This is a genomic window from Streptomyces jumonjinensis (assembly GCF_009600885.1).
Taxonomy (GTDB): Bacteria; Actinomycetota; Actinomycetes; order Streptomycetales; family Streptomycetaceae; genus Streptomyces; species Streptomyces jumonjinensis.
On record NZ_VCLA01000023.1, the window covers coordinates 1 to 15,013 of the forward strand.

Genomic DNA, 15,013 nt, shown 5'->3' on the forward strand with positions numbered 1-15,013 from the left:
GTTGTCGTCAGTCGCCAATGGCCCCCTGTGCCTAGCGGCACGGGAGGTACCCCCACCGCAGTGGTTCCTTCCTCCGCCTTGCGATCGCACGCACCAGACCCCGCCAGACCCTCCCCCTGGGCTTCGCCCGGGGGGACCCCCCTCCGGGCGGACGACGCTACTTTGAAGACACTCCCTAGGACGGATCGTGGGCGGGCTCGCGGCGCGGGTCGGGCAGGCGGTGGGTCATGAAGGGGATGCCGGTGGTGAACTCACGGAAGCTCAGGGCGGCGTCGGACAGATGGGCGTCGCGGTTCCACACCAGGGTGAGCACCCGGTGGCAGTCGGGCGCGTCCAGGCGCACCCAGGCGACCGGGATGTGTGAATCCGTGCCGATCCGGCGGGATGTCGCCGGGATGAGGCCGATGCCGAGGCCGGCGCTGACCATGTCCTGGCTGGCGCCCGGTTCATCGCCCTCGCAGGAGAGCAGCGGGGTGAGCCCTTCGGACGAGAACAGCCGGTCGAGGAGGGCGCGCTGCCAGTGGCCCCGGCGCGTGGTGACGAAGGGCTCGTCGGCGAGCTCGGGGATCGTCACGCTCTCCCGGCCGTCGAGCCGGTGCCCGGGCGGAACCGCGAGCAGCACCTCCTCGCGGGCGAGCTCGATCGAGTCGAGGTTCGCGCCGTTCAGTGGCTGTGAGGCCACACAGAAGTCGACCTCTCTGGAGCGCAGCCGGCGTTCCATCTCCTCCGCGGTCGACTGGAAGAGCCGGACGTCGGCACGGGGATGGGCGGCCCGGAAGCTGCCGAGGAGATGGGTGACCGTCAGCAGGGTCTCGGAGGCGACGCCGACCCGGCCGAGCCCGGTGTCACGGGCCTCGCGGACGGCTCTGCGGCCGTCGTCGAGCTCGCTCAGGGCGCGGTCGACGTGGCGCAGGAACATCGCGCCGTACTGGTTGAGCCGGATGCGGCGGCCCTGCCGGCTGAAGAGCGGGGAGCCGAGCTCGGCCTCCAGGCGCGCGATGGTGCGGCTGAGCGAGGGCTGGGCGACGCGCAGCTCCTCCGCGGCGCGGCTCATGTGCTCGTAACGGGCGACGGTCTGGAAGTAGCGCAACTGGAGCAGATCCACGGTCCACCTTCACTTATGCCTTCCACGTCATCTTCACATGGCGAAAACGGTCTTGGAATGCATAAGCGATGCTCCCTACGGTCTTCAGCGGGGCCACCGCACGGCGGATGACGGACGACGGGCAACGGAGCTCGACGTCCGGTGCCCGGCGCTCGGTGTCCGTCCGCACACGCGAAGCGAGGGCCCCGGGGCCGTACCGCGCCCCCTCGGCCCCGGCCCCGTACGTCCGGCGTCCGACCGGCCACCCGCCCCCCTCCCAGGAAGGTCGCATCATGAGCGCTGCTGAGCTGGCCCGGCTCCAGTTCGCGGCCACGACCGGTATCCACTGGCTGTTCGTGATCCTCACCATGGGGCTCGTCCCCATCGTGGCGATCATGCACACCCGGGCCGCGTTCACCCGCGATCCCGCCATGAGAGCCGTCCGGGAGCGTATGACCCGCTTCTGGGGCCAGCTCTACCTCATCAACTACGCGGTCGGCATCGTCACCGGCCTCGTCATGGAATTCCAGTTCGGGCTCAGCTGGAGCGGCCTGAGCAAGTTCGCGGGCAATGTCTTCGGCGCCCCGCTGGCACTTGAAACCCTCATCGCCTTCTTCGCCGAGTCCACCTTCCTCGGTATGTGGATCTTCGGCTGGGGCCGCCTCCGCCGGGGTGTGCACACCGCGCTCATCTGGCTGGTCGCGCTCACCGCGTACGCGTCGGCGTACTGGATCATGATCGCCAACGGCTTCATGCAGCACCCCGTCGGCTACGAAGTCCGGGACGGCGTCGCCTACCTCACCGACTTCGGGGCGCTGCTCACCAACCCCAACGCGCTGATCGCGCTCGCCCACATCACGCTCGCCGCGCTGACGACGGGCGCCGTCCTCGTCATGGGGATCAGCGCCTACCACCTCGCCCGGGGCGCCGAGGACACCGACCTGTTCCGCGGCTCCCTGCGCCTGGGGCTCCTGGTGGGCACGCCCGCCGCCTGGTTCGTCGTCACCGCAGGCGAGGCGCAGCTCCCCCTGATCCGCCGGAACCAGCCCATGAAGACGGCCGCCCTGGAGAACGGCGACATCGCCCAGGTGCAGGCGCGGCTCGTCGAGGAGCACGGGCCCGGCGACTATGTGTTCGCGCACGACTGGCTGCGGATCTCGATGGACGCCATGACGGTCATCAGCTACACCGTCTCCAGCGTCACCATCGTCGCCGTCGTCCTGCTGTGGAAGGGCCGGCTGTGGCGCTGGCGCCCCTTCGCCCGCCTGATGACCGCGATGATCCCGTTCCCCTTCATAGCCTCCCTGGCCGGCTGGGTCGTCCGCGAGGTCGGGCGCCAGCCCTGGATCGTCTACGGCGAGTTGACGGTCGAGGACGCGCTCTCCCCCGTCAGCAGGGCCTCACTGGCCGTGTCCTGCGCCGTGTTCATCGCCGTCTTCGTCGCGCTGGCGGTGACGAACTGGACCCTGATCGCCCGCTTCGCCCGCCGAGGCCCGGACGCCGCCCAGCTCGGGGCCACCGAGCCGCTCCCCGACGACGTGCCCGGGGACGTGCCCGGGGACGACGCCGACGAGAGACCGACGGTCCCGGCCTACTGAGCCGGCCCGGCCCGGCCGGCCTTCTGCGCCCGGCCCGGCCCGGCCCGCGCTGACGTGCAACACACCACCCCAACCCCATGGAAAGTTGAGCGAGATGAGTCTGGAGACCCTCTGGCTGGCCCTCCTCGGCCTGTTTCTCGCCGGGTACTTCGTACTCGGCGGCTACGACTACGGCGTCCAGATGCTGCACCCCCTCCTCGGCGGCCGAAGAGGGGGGCACGAGACCGAGCACGCCCACAGGGAGACCGAGCGCCCCCGAGGGAACGCCGCCCTCGACGCCATGGCGCCGTTCTTCCTGGGCAACGAGGTCTGGCTGGTCGCCTTCACCGGCGTCATGTTCGGCGCCTTCCCCTATCTGGAAGGCACCCTCCTGTCCGGCCTGTACCCGCTGATCGTGGCGATCCTCGTCGGCCTGGCCCTCGGCAGCGCCGTGGTCCAGCTGCGCGGCCGTGCCCACAGCGCCCGCGCCCGCCGGCGGTGGGGCGCCCTGATCGTGTTCGGCGGCGCGCTGCCCGCCCTGTGCTGGGGACTCGTCCTGGGCCTGCTGCTCCACGGCATACCCCGCCGGGCCGACGGGACCTTCCACATCGGGCCCGGCGATGTGCTCACCCCGTTCGTGCTGGCCTGCGGCGTCACCACCGCGCTCCTCTTCGCCGCGCACGGGGCGGCCTTCGTCGCGCTGCGCTCCGCCCCCGAACCCGCCGCCAGAGCACGGAGAGCGGGCACCACCCTGCTGCGCGCGGTCGGCGCCGCGGGCTCCCTCGCGCTGCTGCTGACGCTCTTCGGCGCGGGCGCCTCGATGACGAACCGCCTGACCTCGGCGGTCCTCGCCGCCCTGTTCGCGACGGCGCTCGCCGCCGCCTGGCACTGGCTCTCCCACGGACACCGCGCCCGGGCGTTCGCGGCCACCTGCTGTGCGACCCTGCTGCCCGTACTCCTCGTGGGGGCCGGCCACTACCCGTACGTCCTGATCGACTCGGCCGGCACCGGACTGACGGTCCATGAGGCCGCCGCGGACGGCGCCACGCTGAAGATACTGACCGTGTTCGGGGTCGTGGTGATCCCGGTGATCCTCGCGTATCAGACATGGAGCTGGTGGGCCTTCCGGGGGCGGACGGGCCGCCGTCACCCCGACTACTTCTGAGTCGCGGAAGGGCTCGCGGAAGGGCTTTCGGAAGGGCTTTCGGATATGGGCGGGCCCGGCAGTCCGGTCCCCGGATAGCCTCGTGGGTCCGTGTGTCTGCCGCACGGGGAACCATAGGGGGACAGTCAGCATGAGCACCGCCATCCACGAGCCTCCGGCCGAGTGCCGTATCTCCATCGTCGACGAGGACCCACTGCGCGCCCGGCGCGACGCACGGGAACTGCTCGCCGCGATCACCGAAGCCGACCCTGAGGCCGCCCTCGACCTCCCTGGCCCACGGGCCGCCCACGGCGCCGACAAGGGCGCTGAGGTCACCGACGTCGTCGGGCTGGTGTTCAGCGGGGCCGCCCTGGTCGTCACCGGCGTGCAGGCGTGGCTGGCCCGTGTGCCGCAGCGGACCGTCATCGTCACCCGTCCGGACGGCGCCACACTGCGTATCTCCGGCAGGCAGGCGCGTGCCGACGACGAGCACATCGCACGGTTCCTCGCGGGTACCGCCGACCGAGCCGACGCCGCCGGGAGGGCCGACGCCACCGGAAGCGCCGGCGCCACCAGGAGCGGCGAGGGCGGGCCGGACGCGGAATGAGCGACAACGACCGGTACGCCATGCTCATCGGCGTATCCATGTACGACAGCGACCGCTACCACGATCTGCCCCCCGTCCGGGCCGACCTGCACTACATGCGAGCGGTCCTGGAGAGCACCGAGATCGGCATGTACAACGACTGCGCCATGGTCGCGGAGCCCACACGCGCCGAAATGCTGCACGCCGTCGAGTCGTTTCTGGAGGACCGGCAGTCCAGCGAGACGGCCCTGCTCTACTTCAGCGGGCACGGGGAGTTCTGCGAGGCGGACAACCAGCTGTACTTCCTCACCCGGGACACGGACCCGGACGATCTGCCGGGCACGGCCGTCTCCGCCGAGTTCCTGGAGCGTACGCTCCAGTCCTGTCGCGCCTCCTCGAAGATCGTGCTGCTGGACTGCTGTTCCAGCGGTTCCGTCGTCCAGGGGTGGACGGCCAAGGGCGCGACGGACTCCAGTGACCGGCCCCGGCCCAGCACTCTGCTCCAGCCGACCGGCGTCTACTTCATCACCGCCTCCGACGCCCTCCAGGCCGCCTCCGCCATGGCCCCGGCCGGATCCTCCCTCGGCACCTCCCGGTTCACCGGCGAGATCGTGGAAGGGCTGCGCACCGGCCGGATCAAGGAGAGCGCCGGCTGGATCACACCGGACGACCTCTTCGAGTATCTGACCTCCCAGATGGCGCGCGACGGTGTCCCCGAGGAGCAGCGGCCCACCAAGTCGACCATCCGCGCCACGCACAGCCTTGTTCTCGCCCGCTCGGTGGCCCGGTCCGTCAGTCTTCCGCCGCCGCCCCCCGGCGCCGCCGAGTCCGTGCCGAGCTCCCCCGCGCTGCTCAAGGCGCGGGAACTGGCCGCGCTCCACGCCCAGGACGGTGTGGAGTGGCAGCGGCTGCTGCGCTACTACGTGCACTGCCTGACGGCGCAGGCGGCGTCAGGGACACTGCCCGACCGGGACAAGGGGCTCGATTCCGCCTATTTCCTGCTGGGCCGGGGCTCCGAGACGATCCAGTCCGGCCTCGGCGCGGTCCTGCCCGCGCCCAAGAAGCTGCCGAAACCCCGGAGCGGTGGCGTGCCGACGCGTGTCGACGCGCCACAGGAGTACTGGTACGGATACCCGGCCGTCACCCTCCCCGAGCGCGGCGGAGACGGCCGGCGGCGGACCGCGGTACGGATCGCTCCGCTGCTGATCCAGCCGATGGAGCTCGCTCCGGACGAGAACGGCCGTGACACGCTCCGCCCGAGTGGAGTGCCCGCGCTCCACACCGGTGTGATCACGGAACTCCTGGCGGACGACGAGGCCGCCGACCTCCTCGCCCGCTGGCAGCCGACCTGGCAGGAGGGGAACGGCACCCAGATGGTGCGCGCCGTGCGGGAGCTGCTGACGGAACTCGGCCTGCCGGAGCTGGAGCCCCTCGATCTGTCCGTGCTGAGCGAGCACTCCGTGATGCAGTCGCTGCGGCCCGGCGCCCACAACGCCGCCGTGCTGCTGGTGCCCTCCGGCGTGGAGCGCGTCGCCACCGGGGCCCTGGTGGACAACCTGCTCCAGATATCGGCGCGTACCGGACAGATCCCGGGTACGGCGCTGGGCGCGCTCCTGACCGGAGACGGTCCGAACACCGGTCCGGACACCGGTCCGGACACCGACCCTGACGCCGACCCTGACGCCTTCGGCGCCGTGGTCGCCCCCGGCCCCTGCAACGAGAGCCAGGAACGGGTGATCGCATCGGCGATGACGCGCCCGCTCACCGTCGCCACCGGGCCGCCCGGCACCGGGAAGAGCGAGGTCGTGACCGCGGTCGTCACCACCGCCCTCGCCGCAGGCCAGTCCGTGCTCGTCGCCTCCACCAACAACGAGGCGGTGAACGTCGTCGCCGAGCGCTGTGACGCGATCTCGCCAGGACTGCTCATGCGGACCGGTAACTCCGCGGCACTGGAGCGCGAGGCCGCCACACTGGAACGGCTGCTCGCCGAGCCCGTCGAGCCGCCGAGTCGCGGTTCGGCGACCGTGGCCGGGGACCTGCGCAACCGGCATGCGGGGGCTGCCGCACAGCGGGCCGAGGCCGCCGCGCTGGTCGGTGAGGAGACGCGGCTGCTGGAGCTGGTACGGGAACGGGACGAGCGGGCGGCCGGGCTCGGGCTCTCCGTGGAACTGCTGGAAGGGCTCTGGGCGGGAGCCGGGCCCGCCGCTCTCGTCCGCTGGGAGGAGCGCGCCCGGAAGGCGGCCGGGGCGCGATGGTTCTCCCTCGGCCGGTGGCGCAGGGGGCGGGCCCTCTCCGCGCTCACCACCGCCCTCTCCGCGCTCACCTCCGCCCTCTCCGCGCTCACCACCGCCCCCGCCGCCGCCCGCACCACCGCCCTCTCCGCCGACCAGGCGAGCCCGTGGCCGGCCTGGGCCGCCGAGCGGCCCGCTCCGCCCGAGCTGCTCATCGAGCTCGCCGATGCCGTGGGCGTGGAACGGGCCCTGCGGGAACTCGTACCCGGCCATCTCCGCCGGGACGAGGAGGAACTCAAACAGGCGCGGCTGGCGAGTGCGGCCGGGCTGTCCGAGGTGTCGGGCGAGCTGTCCCGGGCCGTGGCCGCCGAGGCGATGGCACGGGGGCACTCACTGATGAGCCAGCGGCTCCAGGCGCTGCGCCGCCGCTCCGGCTATCAGAAGAGCCAGCGGAATCTGCTGGCGCACATCAAGGGCTGGGCCATCAGCACCCATTCGGTGCGCCAGCTCGAACTGGTTCCCCAGCTGTTCGATCTCGTGGTGATCGACGAGGCCAGCCAGTGCTCCATTCCGTCGGTGCTGCCGCTGCTCTTCCGCGCGAAGCGGGCACTGATCATCGGCGACCCCATGCAGCTCGGGCACATCGCGGGCATCACCGCGGAGCAGGAGCGCCAGGCCCGGGTGAGGTCGGGGCTGAGCGCGGCGGTCCTGGAGGATCACCGGCTCACCCACCATGTGTACTCCGCCTACCACGCGGCGGCGCAGCACGGTGAGACGGCGCTGCTGCTGGACGAGCACTACCGGTGCCACCCGGCCATCGCCGCCGTGGTGAACGGCTACTGCTACGCCGGACGGCTTCAGGTCCTCACCGACGTCCGCACACAGGCGCCGGCCCTCGATCCGATGGGCGTCGTCGCTCCGGCGCCGGTGCTGGGCTGGATCGATGTACCGGACGGCGATTCCGCCCGGGGCGGCGACGGTCGGTCCTGGCGCAACGCGGCCGAGGCCGAGACCGTACGGCGGACGGTGAACGAGCTGCTCACGCGGCTGCCCGAGCACGCCACCGTCGGGGTGGTGACGCCGTTCCTGGCACAGAAGGAGGCGCTGGCACGTGTGTGGGCCGACGACGAACGGGTGCGGGTGGGCACCGTGCACGCCTTTCAGGGCGGGCAGCGGGATGTCATGGTGCTGAGCCCGGTCGCGACGGACAACACACCGCCGCGGACGACGCACTGGGCGGCGAGCCAGGTCAATCTGTGGAACGTGGCGGTCACCCGGGCGAAGTCGCAGCTGCTCACCGTGGGCAGCCACGCGTTCTGGCGGGGACAGGCGGGACTGCCCGCACTGCTCGCGGAGCGGTCCGTCGTACTCGGCGAGCGCGCCCACGGCGTCCCCGATCCGTATCGAGGGTCCGGTACGTCGGTGCCAAGGCATCGCGAAGAGCTCGCCGACCGCCTCCAGCAGTACCTCGGGTCACGCGGAATCACCGCTCTGGAACGGGCCGCGACGGTCGGCGGGCACCTGGTGGACCTGCTCTTCACGGTGGACGGGGAGAACACGGCGGTGCTGATCGACATGGGCCCGCACCACGGTCAGGACCCCGCACGGCATATGCGGCTGACGCATGCGCGCGGTGACCTGCTGGTGGGGCTGCCGTCCGGCGGCGCGGGAGCGGATACCTGCCCGGTGGCGCGTACGGTCCGGGTGCCGGCATGGCGGATTCTGACCGGAGGCCCGGTGCTTGAATCACTGTTCGACTGAGCCTGTGGAAAGGCTCAGCGGGGGAGGGCCGTTGACGGTATCGGCCGCGTGCCCTCGCCCCGTTCCGTTTGAATGAACGGCATGACAGACGCGGTGGGTTTCACCGAACGCGACCTGCGCCGGCTGGCCGGAGCGCGTTCCTTCGAGCGGGGGCTCGGCTACCGGTCCTCGGTGTCCGATCTGGAGATCGGGGACGGGACGATCACGGCGACGGTCGACGGCACCGAGGCGTACCGGGTCGAGCTGACGCAGCACCCACAGCACCCGGGGCAGAGAGCGCACGCGGCCGGGCTCACCGGCCGGTGCGACTGTCCGTACGGGCAGGAGGGGAACTTCTGCAAGCACTGCGTCGCCGTGGGCCTGACCGTGCTGGGACAGGCGGAGTCGGTACCCCGGCAGCGCGCCGCCGCCGTGTCCCGCCGACGGCAGCTGGACGCCTGGCTGGAGTCCCGCAGCCGCGACGAACTGCTGTCGCTGGTCCGGGACACCTCGCGGACGACCGTGACCTGCGCCGCCGGCTGGAGCTGCGCGCGGCGACCGCCGGGGACGACTTCGGCGCCGTACGCGAGCGGGTGCTGAGCCTCCTCGACCCCCGGGCCTTCGCCCGGTACGGCTACATCGAGTACGCCGACGCCCACGCCTATGGACAGCAGGCGGCCGAGGCGGTGACCGCGCTGCGCACCCTGACCGACAGCGGCCGGGCGGCGGACGCCGTGGAGGCGTCCCGGGAGGCCATGCGCGCCCTCGGCCGGACCTACGGGGAGATCGACGACTCGGACGGGGTGATCGGCACGGTGGCGAGCGGGCTGGCCGAGGCGCATCTGGACGCCTGCCGGGCAGCCCGGCCCGACCCGGTGCGAACCGCCGACTGGCTGGTGGAGCATCTCCTCGGCGATCTGAACGACGCCACCGACATCGACCTGACCGACTACACGGACGTACTGGGCGAGCCGGGACTGGCCCGGGCGCGCGAGCTGGTGGCCGAGGCATGGCGGCGCAACCCGAAGGGCTGGGCGGAGAAGTACCTCATGGAGCAACTGCTGAGGTCGGAGGGGAGCGTGGACGCGCTGATCGCCGTCCACGCGGCGGATCTGTCTCCCACGGGCGCCACCCATCTGCTGATCGCCCAGGAACTGGAACGCGCGGGCCGCCCGGCCGAGTCCCTGGAGTGGGCCGAACGCGGCCTGCGCGAGGCCGGACCCGACCGCGGCCCGGACCCGCGTCTGGTGGAGTTCGTCTGCGAGCGGTATCTCCGCGCCGACCGTCCGGCCGACGTGGTGACGGTCCACCGGGACGTGCTGAAGGGCCGCCGCTCGCTCGCCGCCTACCAGGCTCTGCGCACGGCGGCCCGCACGACCGGACGCTGGGACGGCGCCGAGCGTACGAGCGCGCTGGACCTGCTGCGCGCCGATGCCGATGCCGATGTCCGGTCCCGGAAGAGCCATGAGTGCGGGGGCGCCGTGCTGGTCGACGCCCTGATCGACGACGGCGACCACGACGCCGCCTGGCAGGCCGCCGTCGACGGGTACGCCGATCAGCGGCAGTGGCTGACCCTGGCCGACCGGCTCCGGGACCGCCGTCCGGCCGACGCCCTGACCGTGTACCTGCGCCATATCGCGCCGTTCCGCACCCGGACCGGCGACAGCGCGTACGAGCGTCTGACCGAGCTGCTGCTCAGCGCTCGCGCGTGCCACCGCGCGCTGGGCACCGAGGACGAGTTCACCGCCTACCTGGCCGGCCTGCGCGCCGACCAGAAGCGCAAGCGGAGGCTGATGGCGATGCTCGACCGGCACGGTCTTCGGTGATGCGGGCGGGAGGCCGGACCGGTCCCCCTGCCCGCCTCTTCGCGGCTGACCGATTGTCAGAGGCCGCCGTTAGGATCTCCGCAGAGCTTTCGGCCGTCCGGCGACCGAGGCGGCGGCTCGTCAGCACAGAAGTCCGGAAGCGGGGTGCGGCACATGCGGGAAGGCCGGTGGACCACGGTCACCGAGTCCGAGTTCGATCATGAGCGCCGAGGTCTGGAGGCCATCAGGGAGAAGCTCCCCGACTCCGACCCATGGCGTGCCTGGTCGAACTTCACCTTCACCGCGAACACCGGGCACGTCCGCGAGGTCGACCTCCTGGTCATCGCCCCCGGCGGCGTATGCATGATCGAGCTGAAGGACTGGCACGGCTCGCTGACCAGCGAGAACGGCACCTGGGTACAGATCACACCCGGCGGTCACCGCCGCCCGCACGGCAATCCGCTCCATCTGGTCAACAAGAAGGCCAAGGAACTGGCCGGGCTGCTCGGGCAGCACGGCAAACGGGTGTGGGTCGCCGAGGCCGTCTGCTTCACGGACGGCGCGCTCCGGGTGCGCCTCCCCGCCCACGACGAGCACGGCGTCCACACCGTTCCCGAGCTGATCGAGCTGCTGAAGCAGCCCCCGCGCGACGAGCGCCGACGCATCACCGCCATCGACTCCCGCGAGATCAAAGCGGCCCTGGAGCGGGTCGGCATCCGCCGCAGCGACGCCGAGTACAAGGTCGGCCCGTACCAACTGGAGCGGAAATCCTTCGACTCCGGACCGACCTGGGCCGACTACGAGGCCACCCACACCGAACTGCCCGAGAAGGTCCGGGTCCGCCTCTATCTGCGCGAGCGGGGCTCGGACGCCTCGATACGGCAGTCCGTGGAGGCCGCGGCCCGCCGGGAAGCGGCGGTGCTCCGCCGGTTCAGCCACCCCGGCGTGGTCCAGCTCAAGCAGTACGACCCGTCAGGGCACTCGGCGGGTCCGGCGCTGATCTTCGACTACCACCCGGCGACCCTGCGCCTGGACGACTATCTCCTCCGGTACGGCGGGAAGCTCGACATCCTCGGCCGGATGGCGCTCGTCCGGCAGCTCGCCGAGACCATGCGCTCCGCGCACTCCAGCCGTATCCACCACCGGGCGCTGGCCGCCAGATCCGTTCATGTGATCCCGCGTGCCCGGGGCGGCCGGGGACAGACCCCCGGCGAGGACGGCGCCTGGCTCACCCCGCACCTCCAGATCTCCGACTGGCAGATCGCCACCCAGCGCGGCACCGGCACCGGCACCGGCCCGGGAGCCACCCGGTTCGCCCCGACAGCGCTCTCCGCGATGCATCTCTCCGAGAGCTCCGATCCGTACTTCGCCCCCGAGCTGACCGCCCTCAGCGCCGATCCGGTCTTTCTCGATGTGTACGGCCTCGGCGTGCTCACCTATCTGCTGGTCACCGGCAAGCCGCCGGCCGCGAGCCAGGCGGAGCTGCTGGCCCGGCTGGAGGCCGGCGAGGGGCTGCGCCCCAGTTCGCTGGTGGACGGCCTCTCCGAGGACATAGACGACTTGGTGCAGGCGGCCACCGCCTACCGCCCCGGGCAGCGGCTCTCCACGATCGATGAGTTCCTGGAGATGCTGGAGCTGGTCGAGGACACCCTCACCACCCCGGCCGCCGCGCCTTCGCCCGATGCCCCCGAGAAGGATCCGCTGGAAGCCGTCGCGGGCGATGTGCTGGGGGGCCGCTGGGAGGTCCGCCGCCGCCTGGGCACCGGCTCGACCAGCCGGGCCTTCCTCGTCCGTGACCTGGAGGCCGAGGCACGCCGGACCCGCCCGCTGGCCGTGCTCAAGGTCGCGCTCTCCGACAGCCGGGGCGAGATCCTGGTCCATGAGGCCCGGGTGATGGGCGGGCTGCGCCCGGACTCCCGTGTCATCCGTCTCGTGGAGCCGGAACCCCTGCGCATCGGCGGACGCACCCTCCTCGCCCTGGAGTACGTGGGCGACGAGCGGGAGGACCCTCCGGCCGGATCCGGCGCGGGGAGCACCGAGTCAGGCGCCTCCCGCACCCGCCGCCGCGAGGAGACCGTCGCCCGCCAGCTGCGCGAGCGGGGCCGGCTCCTGATCGACGAGCTGGAGGCGTACGGCGACTACCTCTTCGGCGCCGTCGACTTCCTGGAGGGGGAGAGCGTCTGGCACCGCGACATCAAGCCCGACAACATCGCCATCCGCATCCGCCCGAACCGTACCCGCGAGCTGGTCCTCATCGACTTCTCGCTCGCCGGATACCCGGCGAAGGACCACGAGGCCGGCACCGAGGGCTATCTCGACCCGTTCATCGGCGCCCTGACCCGTACCGCCTACGACTCCCACGCCGAGCGGTATGCGGTCGCGGTCACCCTGCACCAGATGGCCTCGGGCGAACTGCCCAGGTGGGGCGATGGCTCGGTGCTGCCGAGGATGACGGACCCGAAGGAGCATCCCCACCCGACCATCGCCCGCGACGCCTTCGATCCCGCCGTCAGCGAGGGCCTGGTCGCCTTCTTCCACAAGGCCCTGCACCGGGACACCGCACAGCGCTTCCCCGAGCTGAAGCCGATGCGCGACGCCTGGAAGAAGATCTTCCTGGACGCCTCGCGGACCGTGCCGTCCAGCCACCGCTCCCGCCACCCGGAGACGGCCGTGTCTCCCGATGCCGGACAGACCGGGCAGGCGGGACAGCCCGGGATCGCGGACGCGGAGCCGATCACCGCCGAGCGGCAGCGCGAGCTGCTGGCCGCGCAGGCCACCCGCGACACCCATCTGTCCGGCGCCGGTCTCACCCCGGCCGCCGAGTCCTTCCTCTACGGACTGGGCGTCAACACCGTCGGTCAGCTGCTCGACTACAGCCGCCGCAAGCTTCTCAACGCCCCCGGGCTGGGCGCCAAGACCCGCGGCGAGGTGCAGCGCCGCCAGCGCGAATGGGGCGACCGGCTGCGCGAGGCGCCGATCTCGCCGCTGACCCCGAGGGGCCGGGCCGAGGCCAGGGAAGAGCTGGCCCAGCTCTCCGCCACCGAGTCGGTCCTGCTCGGCAAGCTCGCCGCCACCGAAGGCGCGGGCGGGCTCACCGGCTCCGCCCTCCGCTCTGTCAGCCTGGACACCCTCGCCACGATCTTCGTCCCGGAGCTCAACAACAACCGCTCCAACCACAACAAGGTCGAGATGGTCCGGCTGCTGCTGCGCCTCCCCAATGAGCGCGGCGAGCTCCCCGACATCGGCGTCTGGCCCAAACAGAAGGATGTCGCGGACGCGCTCGCCCTGTCGGCGGGCCGCATCCCGCAGATGCTGAAGGAGGAGCGCAAGCGCTGGAAGAAGCATCCCGCCGTGCAGTCCCTGCGCCAGGAGATCATCGAGCTCCTGCTGGGTCTGGGCAGGGTCGCCTCCGCCGCCGAGATCGCCGACGCCCTCGCCGTACGGCGAGGCACCCAGCTCTCCGAGCGCGAGCAGCGGCGAGCGCTGGCACTGGCCGCCGTACGGGCCGTGCTGGAGGTGGAGCAGCTGGAGCCGGCCGAGGCCGAGTTCCGGCACCAGCCCAACCGCAAGGCCACCGAGGAGGCACTGGGCGCGGGACTGCTGGCCCTGGACGTCCGCGAGACCGACGCCCCGGACACGCCGACCGCGCCGGGCCTGCTCGACTACGCGATGCGCCTGGGCCGCAGGGCCGACCGGCTCGCCGACCTGGACACCCTGCCGACCGCGACCACGGTCCTGGGCGAGCTGGGCGCCCTGCCCCCGACGCCGGGCGCGGTCGAGTGGGACGAGCGCCGCCTGGTGGAGCTGGCCGCCGCCGCCTCGCTGAACGCGGCGGCCACCCCCCGGCTGGAGATCTACCGCCGCGATCTCCCGCTGGTGCGCGCGCTGCGGCTCACCCAGGCCGGCCTGGTGCGGCTGATTCCCGGTGTGCCGGAGGGCCGCCAGCCCGGAGTCACCGCCGAGGACGTCCACGAGCGGGTGCGCGCCCGCTTCCCCGAACTGGTCCTGCGGGACGCGCGCGGCGCCGCCACCCACGAACTGCCGGTCGACGCCCCGCTGACCAAGGCGCTGCGGGACGCCGGTTTCGATCTCACCCTCTCCACCCGTGAGGACACCAGAACCCCGCGCTACCTCCCCACCCGGCTGGACAGCGCGTCCAGCTATCTGACCACCGGCGCATGGCGCCAGGCCACCGATGTGGGCGCGGTGACGCGCTACTCCGACGATCCGCTGCTGGCAGGCGCGGTCCGGGCCGAGGAACGCCTCACGGCCTCGGCCCGCCGGGACGGCTACCGGGTGCTGACGGTCCACCGCGACCGTTCCTGGGACGCGGTACGGGCGCTGGGCGCGGACCGGATCGGCGCCCAGACGGTCTCGGTGACGGAGCTGTTCCTTGAGGCGATGCACGCCCTGACCCCGGAGGGTTCGAAGCCCACCTGGGAGACCCTGCTCAAGGCCGATGTCGCGGAGGCGGGTTCGCGCGGCGCGGTGAAGTTCGCGGAGTACGCGCGGACCGCGTGGGGCTCGGTGGAGCCCCGGATACGCTCGCTCCTGGGTGCCGAGGCGGGTTCGGGTCCGGTCCTGCTGACGGAAGCAGCGGCGTTCGCCCGGTACGACGCGATGGGCATCCTGGACCGCCTCGCGGAGGCGGCCCGCCAGGGCGGCCGGGGCCTGTGGCTGCTGGTCCCGCAGGCCGACCCGTCACGGGAGCCGAAACTGGGCCAGGTCGCCGTGGCGTATCAGGCGGGCCTGGGGGAGTGGATCGAACTCCCGGACTCCTGGGTCGATAACAAGCACCGGGGCGGCGATCTTCATGTGACGATGGGTCAAAAGACCTGACGCCACC

The 15,013-nt window shown here is 72.1% G+C and carries 8 protein-coding genes; 7 read left to right on the forward strand and 1 reads right to left on the reverse strand.

The window, feature by feature from the left end; all coding sequences use genetic code 11:
- Nucleotides 1-175: 175 nt before the first annotated feature.
- Complete coding sequence (locus tag FF041_RS02710) at nt 176-1,105, reverse strand: LysR family transcriptional regulator (protein WP_323391045.1); 930 nt, start codon at nt 1,103-1,105, stop codon at nt 176-178.
- A 272-nt stretch (nt 1,106-1,377) separates the two neighbouring features.
- Here FF041_RS02710 and FF041_RS02715 point away from each other — a divergent pair, with 272 nt between their 5' ends.
- From FF041_RS02715 to pglW, 7 genes are all read left to right on the forward strand, one after another.
- Nucleotides 1,378-2,682 carry a cytochrome ubiquinol oxidase subunit I gene (locus FF041_RS02715; protein ID WP_153520862.1) on the forward strand — a complete coding sequence of 435 codons (1,305 nt, stop codon included), beginning with the start codon at nt 1,378-1,380 and terminating at the stop codon, nt 2,680-2,682.
- A gap of 94 nt (nt 2,683-2,776) precedes the next feature.
- A complete protein-coding gene (locus FF041_RS02720; RefSeq protein ID WP_153520863.1) occupies nt 2,777-3,826 on the forward strand; it encodes a cytochrome d ubiquinol oxidase subunit II in 1,050 nt (349 codons plus the stop codon).
- A 130-nt stretch (nt 3,827-3,956) separates the two neighbouring features.
- Nucleotides 3,957-4,412 carry an effector-associated constant component EACC1 gene (locus FF041_RS02725; protein ID WP_228387999.1) on the forward strand — a complete coding sequence of 152 codons (456 nt, stop codon included), beginning with the start codon at nt 3,957-3,959 and terminating at the stop codon, nt 4,410-4,412.
- Complete coding sequence (locus FF041_RS02730) at nt 4,409-8,383, forward strand: caspase, EACC1-associated type (protein ID WP_153520864.1); 3,975 nt, start codon at nt 4,409-4,411, stop codon at nt 8,381-8,383. The genes FF041_RS02725 and FF041_RS02730 overlap by 4 nt, the downstream gene beginning before the upstream one ends.
- An 81-nt stretch (nt 8,384-8,464) precedes the next feature.
- Nucleotides 8,465-8,962 carry an SWIM zinc finger family protein gene (locus tag FF041_RS40260; RefSeq protein ID WP_323391049.1) on the forward strand — a complete coding sequence of 166 codons (498 nt, stop codon included), beginning with the start codon at nt 8,465-8,467 and terminating at the stop codon, nt 8,960-8,962.
- A complete protein-coding gene (locus FF041_RS02735; protein WP_323391050.1) occupies nt 8,956-10,188 on the forward strand; it encodes a hypothetical protein in 1,233 nt (410 codons plus the stop codon). The genes FF041_RS40260 and FF041_RS02735 overlap by 7 nt, the downstream gene beginning before the upstream one ends.
- Nucleotides 10,189-10,341: 153 nt before the next feature.
- Nucleotides 10,342-15,006, forward strand: coding sequence for a BREX system serine/threonine kinase PglW (pglW, locus tag FF041_RS02740; RefSeq protein ID WP_153520865.1), 4,665 nt, complete (start codon nt 10,342-10,344; stop codon nt 15,004-15,006).
- Nucleotides 15,007-15,013: the final 7 nt, after the last annotated feature.

Bases quoted from the DNA above. Each gene is read 5' to 3' on its own strand.
- FF041_RS02720 (WP_153520863.1), top strand. From the start codon at position 2,777: ATGAGTCTGGAGACCCTCTGGCTGGCCCTCCTCGGCCTGTTTCTCGCC.
- FF041_RS02730 (WP_153520864.1), top strand. From the start codon at position 4,409: ATGAGCGACAACGACCGGTACGCCATGCTCATCGGCGTATCCATGTAC.
- pglW (WP_153520865.1), top strand. From the start codon at position 10,342: ATGCGGGAAGGCCGGTGGACCACGGTCACCGAGTCCGAGTTCGATCAT.
- FF041_RS02725 (WP_228387999.1), top strand. From the start codon at position 3,957: ATGAGCACCGCCATCCACGAGCCTCCGGCCGAGTGCCGTATCTCCATC.
- FF041_RS02715 (WP_153520862.1), top strand. From the start codon at position 1,378: ATGAGCGCTGCTGAGCTGGCCCGGCTCCAGTTCGCGGCCACGACCGGT.
- FF041_RS40260 (WP_323391049.1), top strand. From the start codon at position 8,465: ATGACAGACGCGGTGGGTTTCACCGAACGCGACCTGCGCCGGCTGGCC.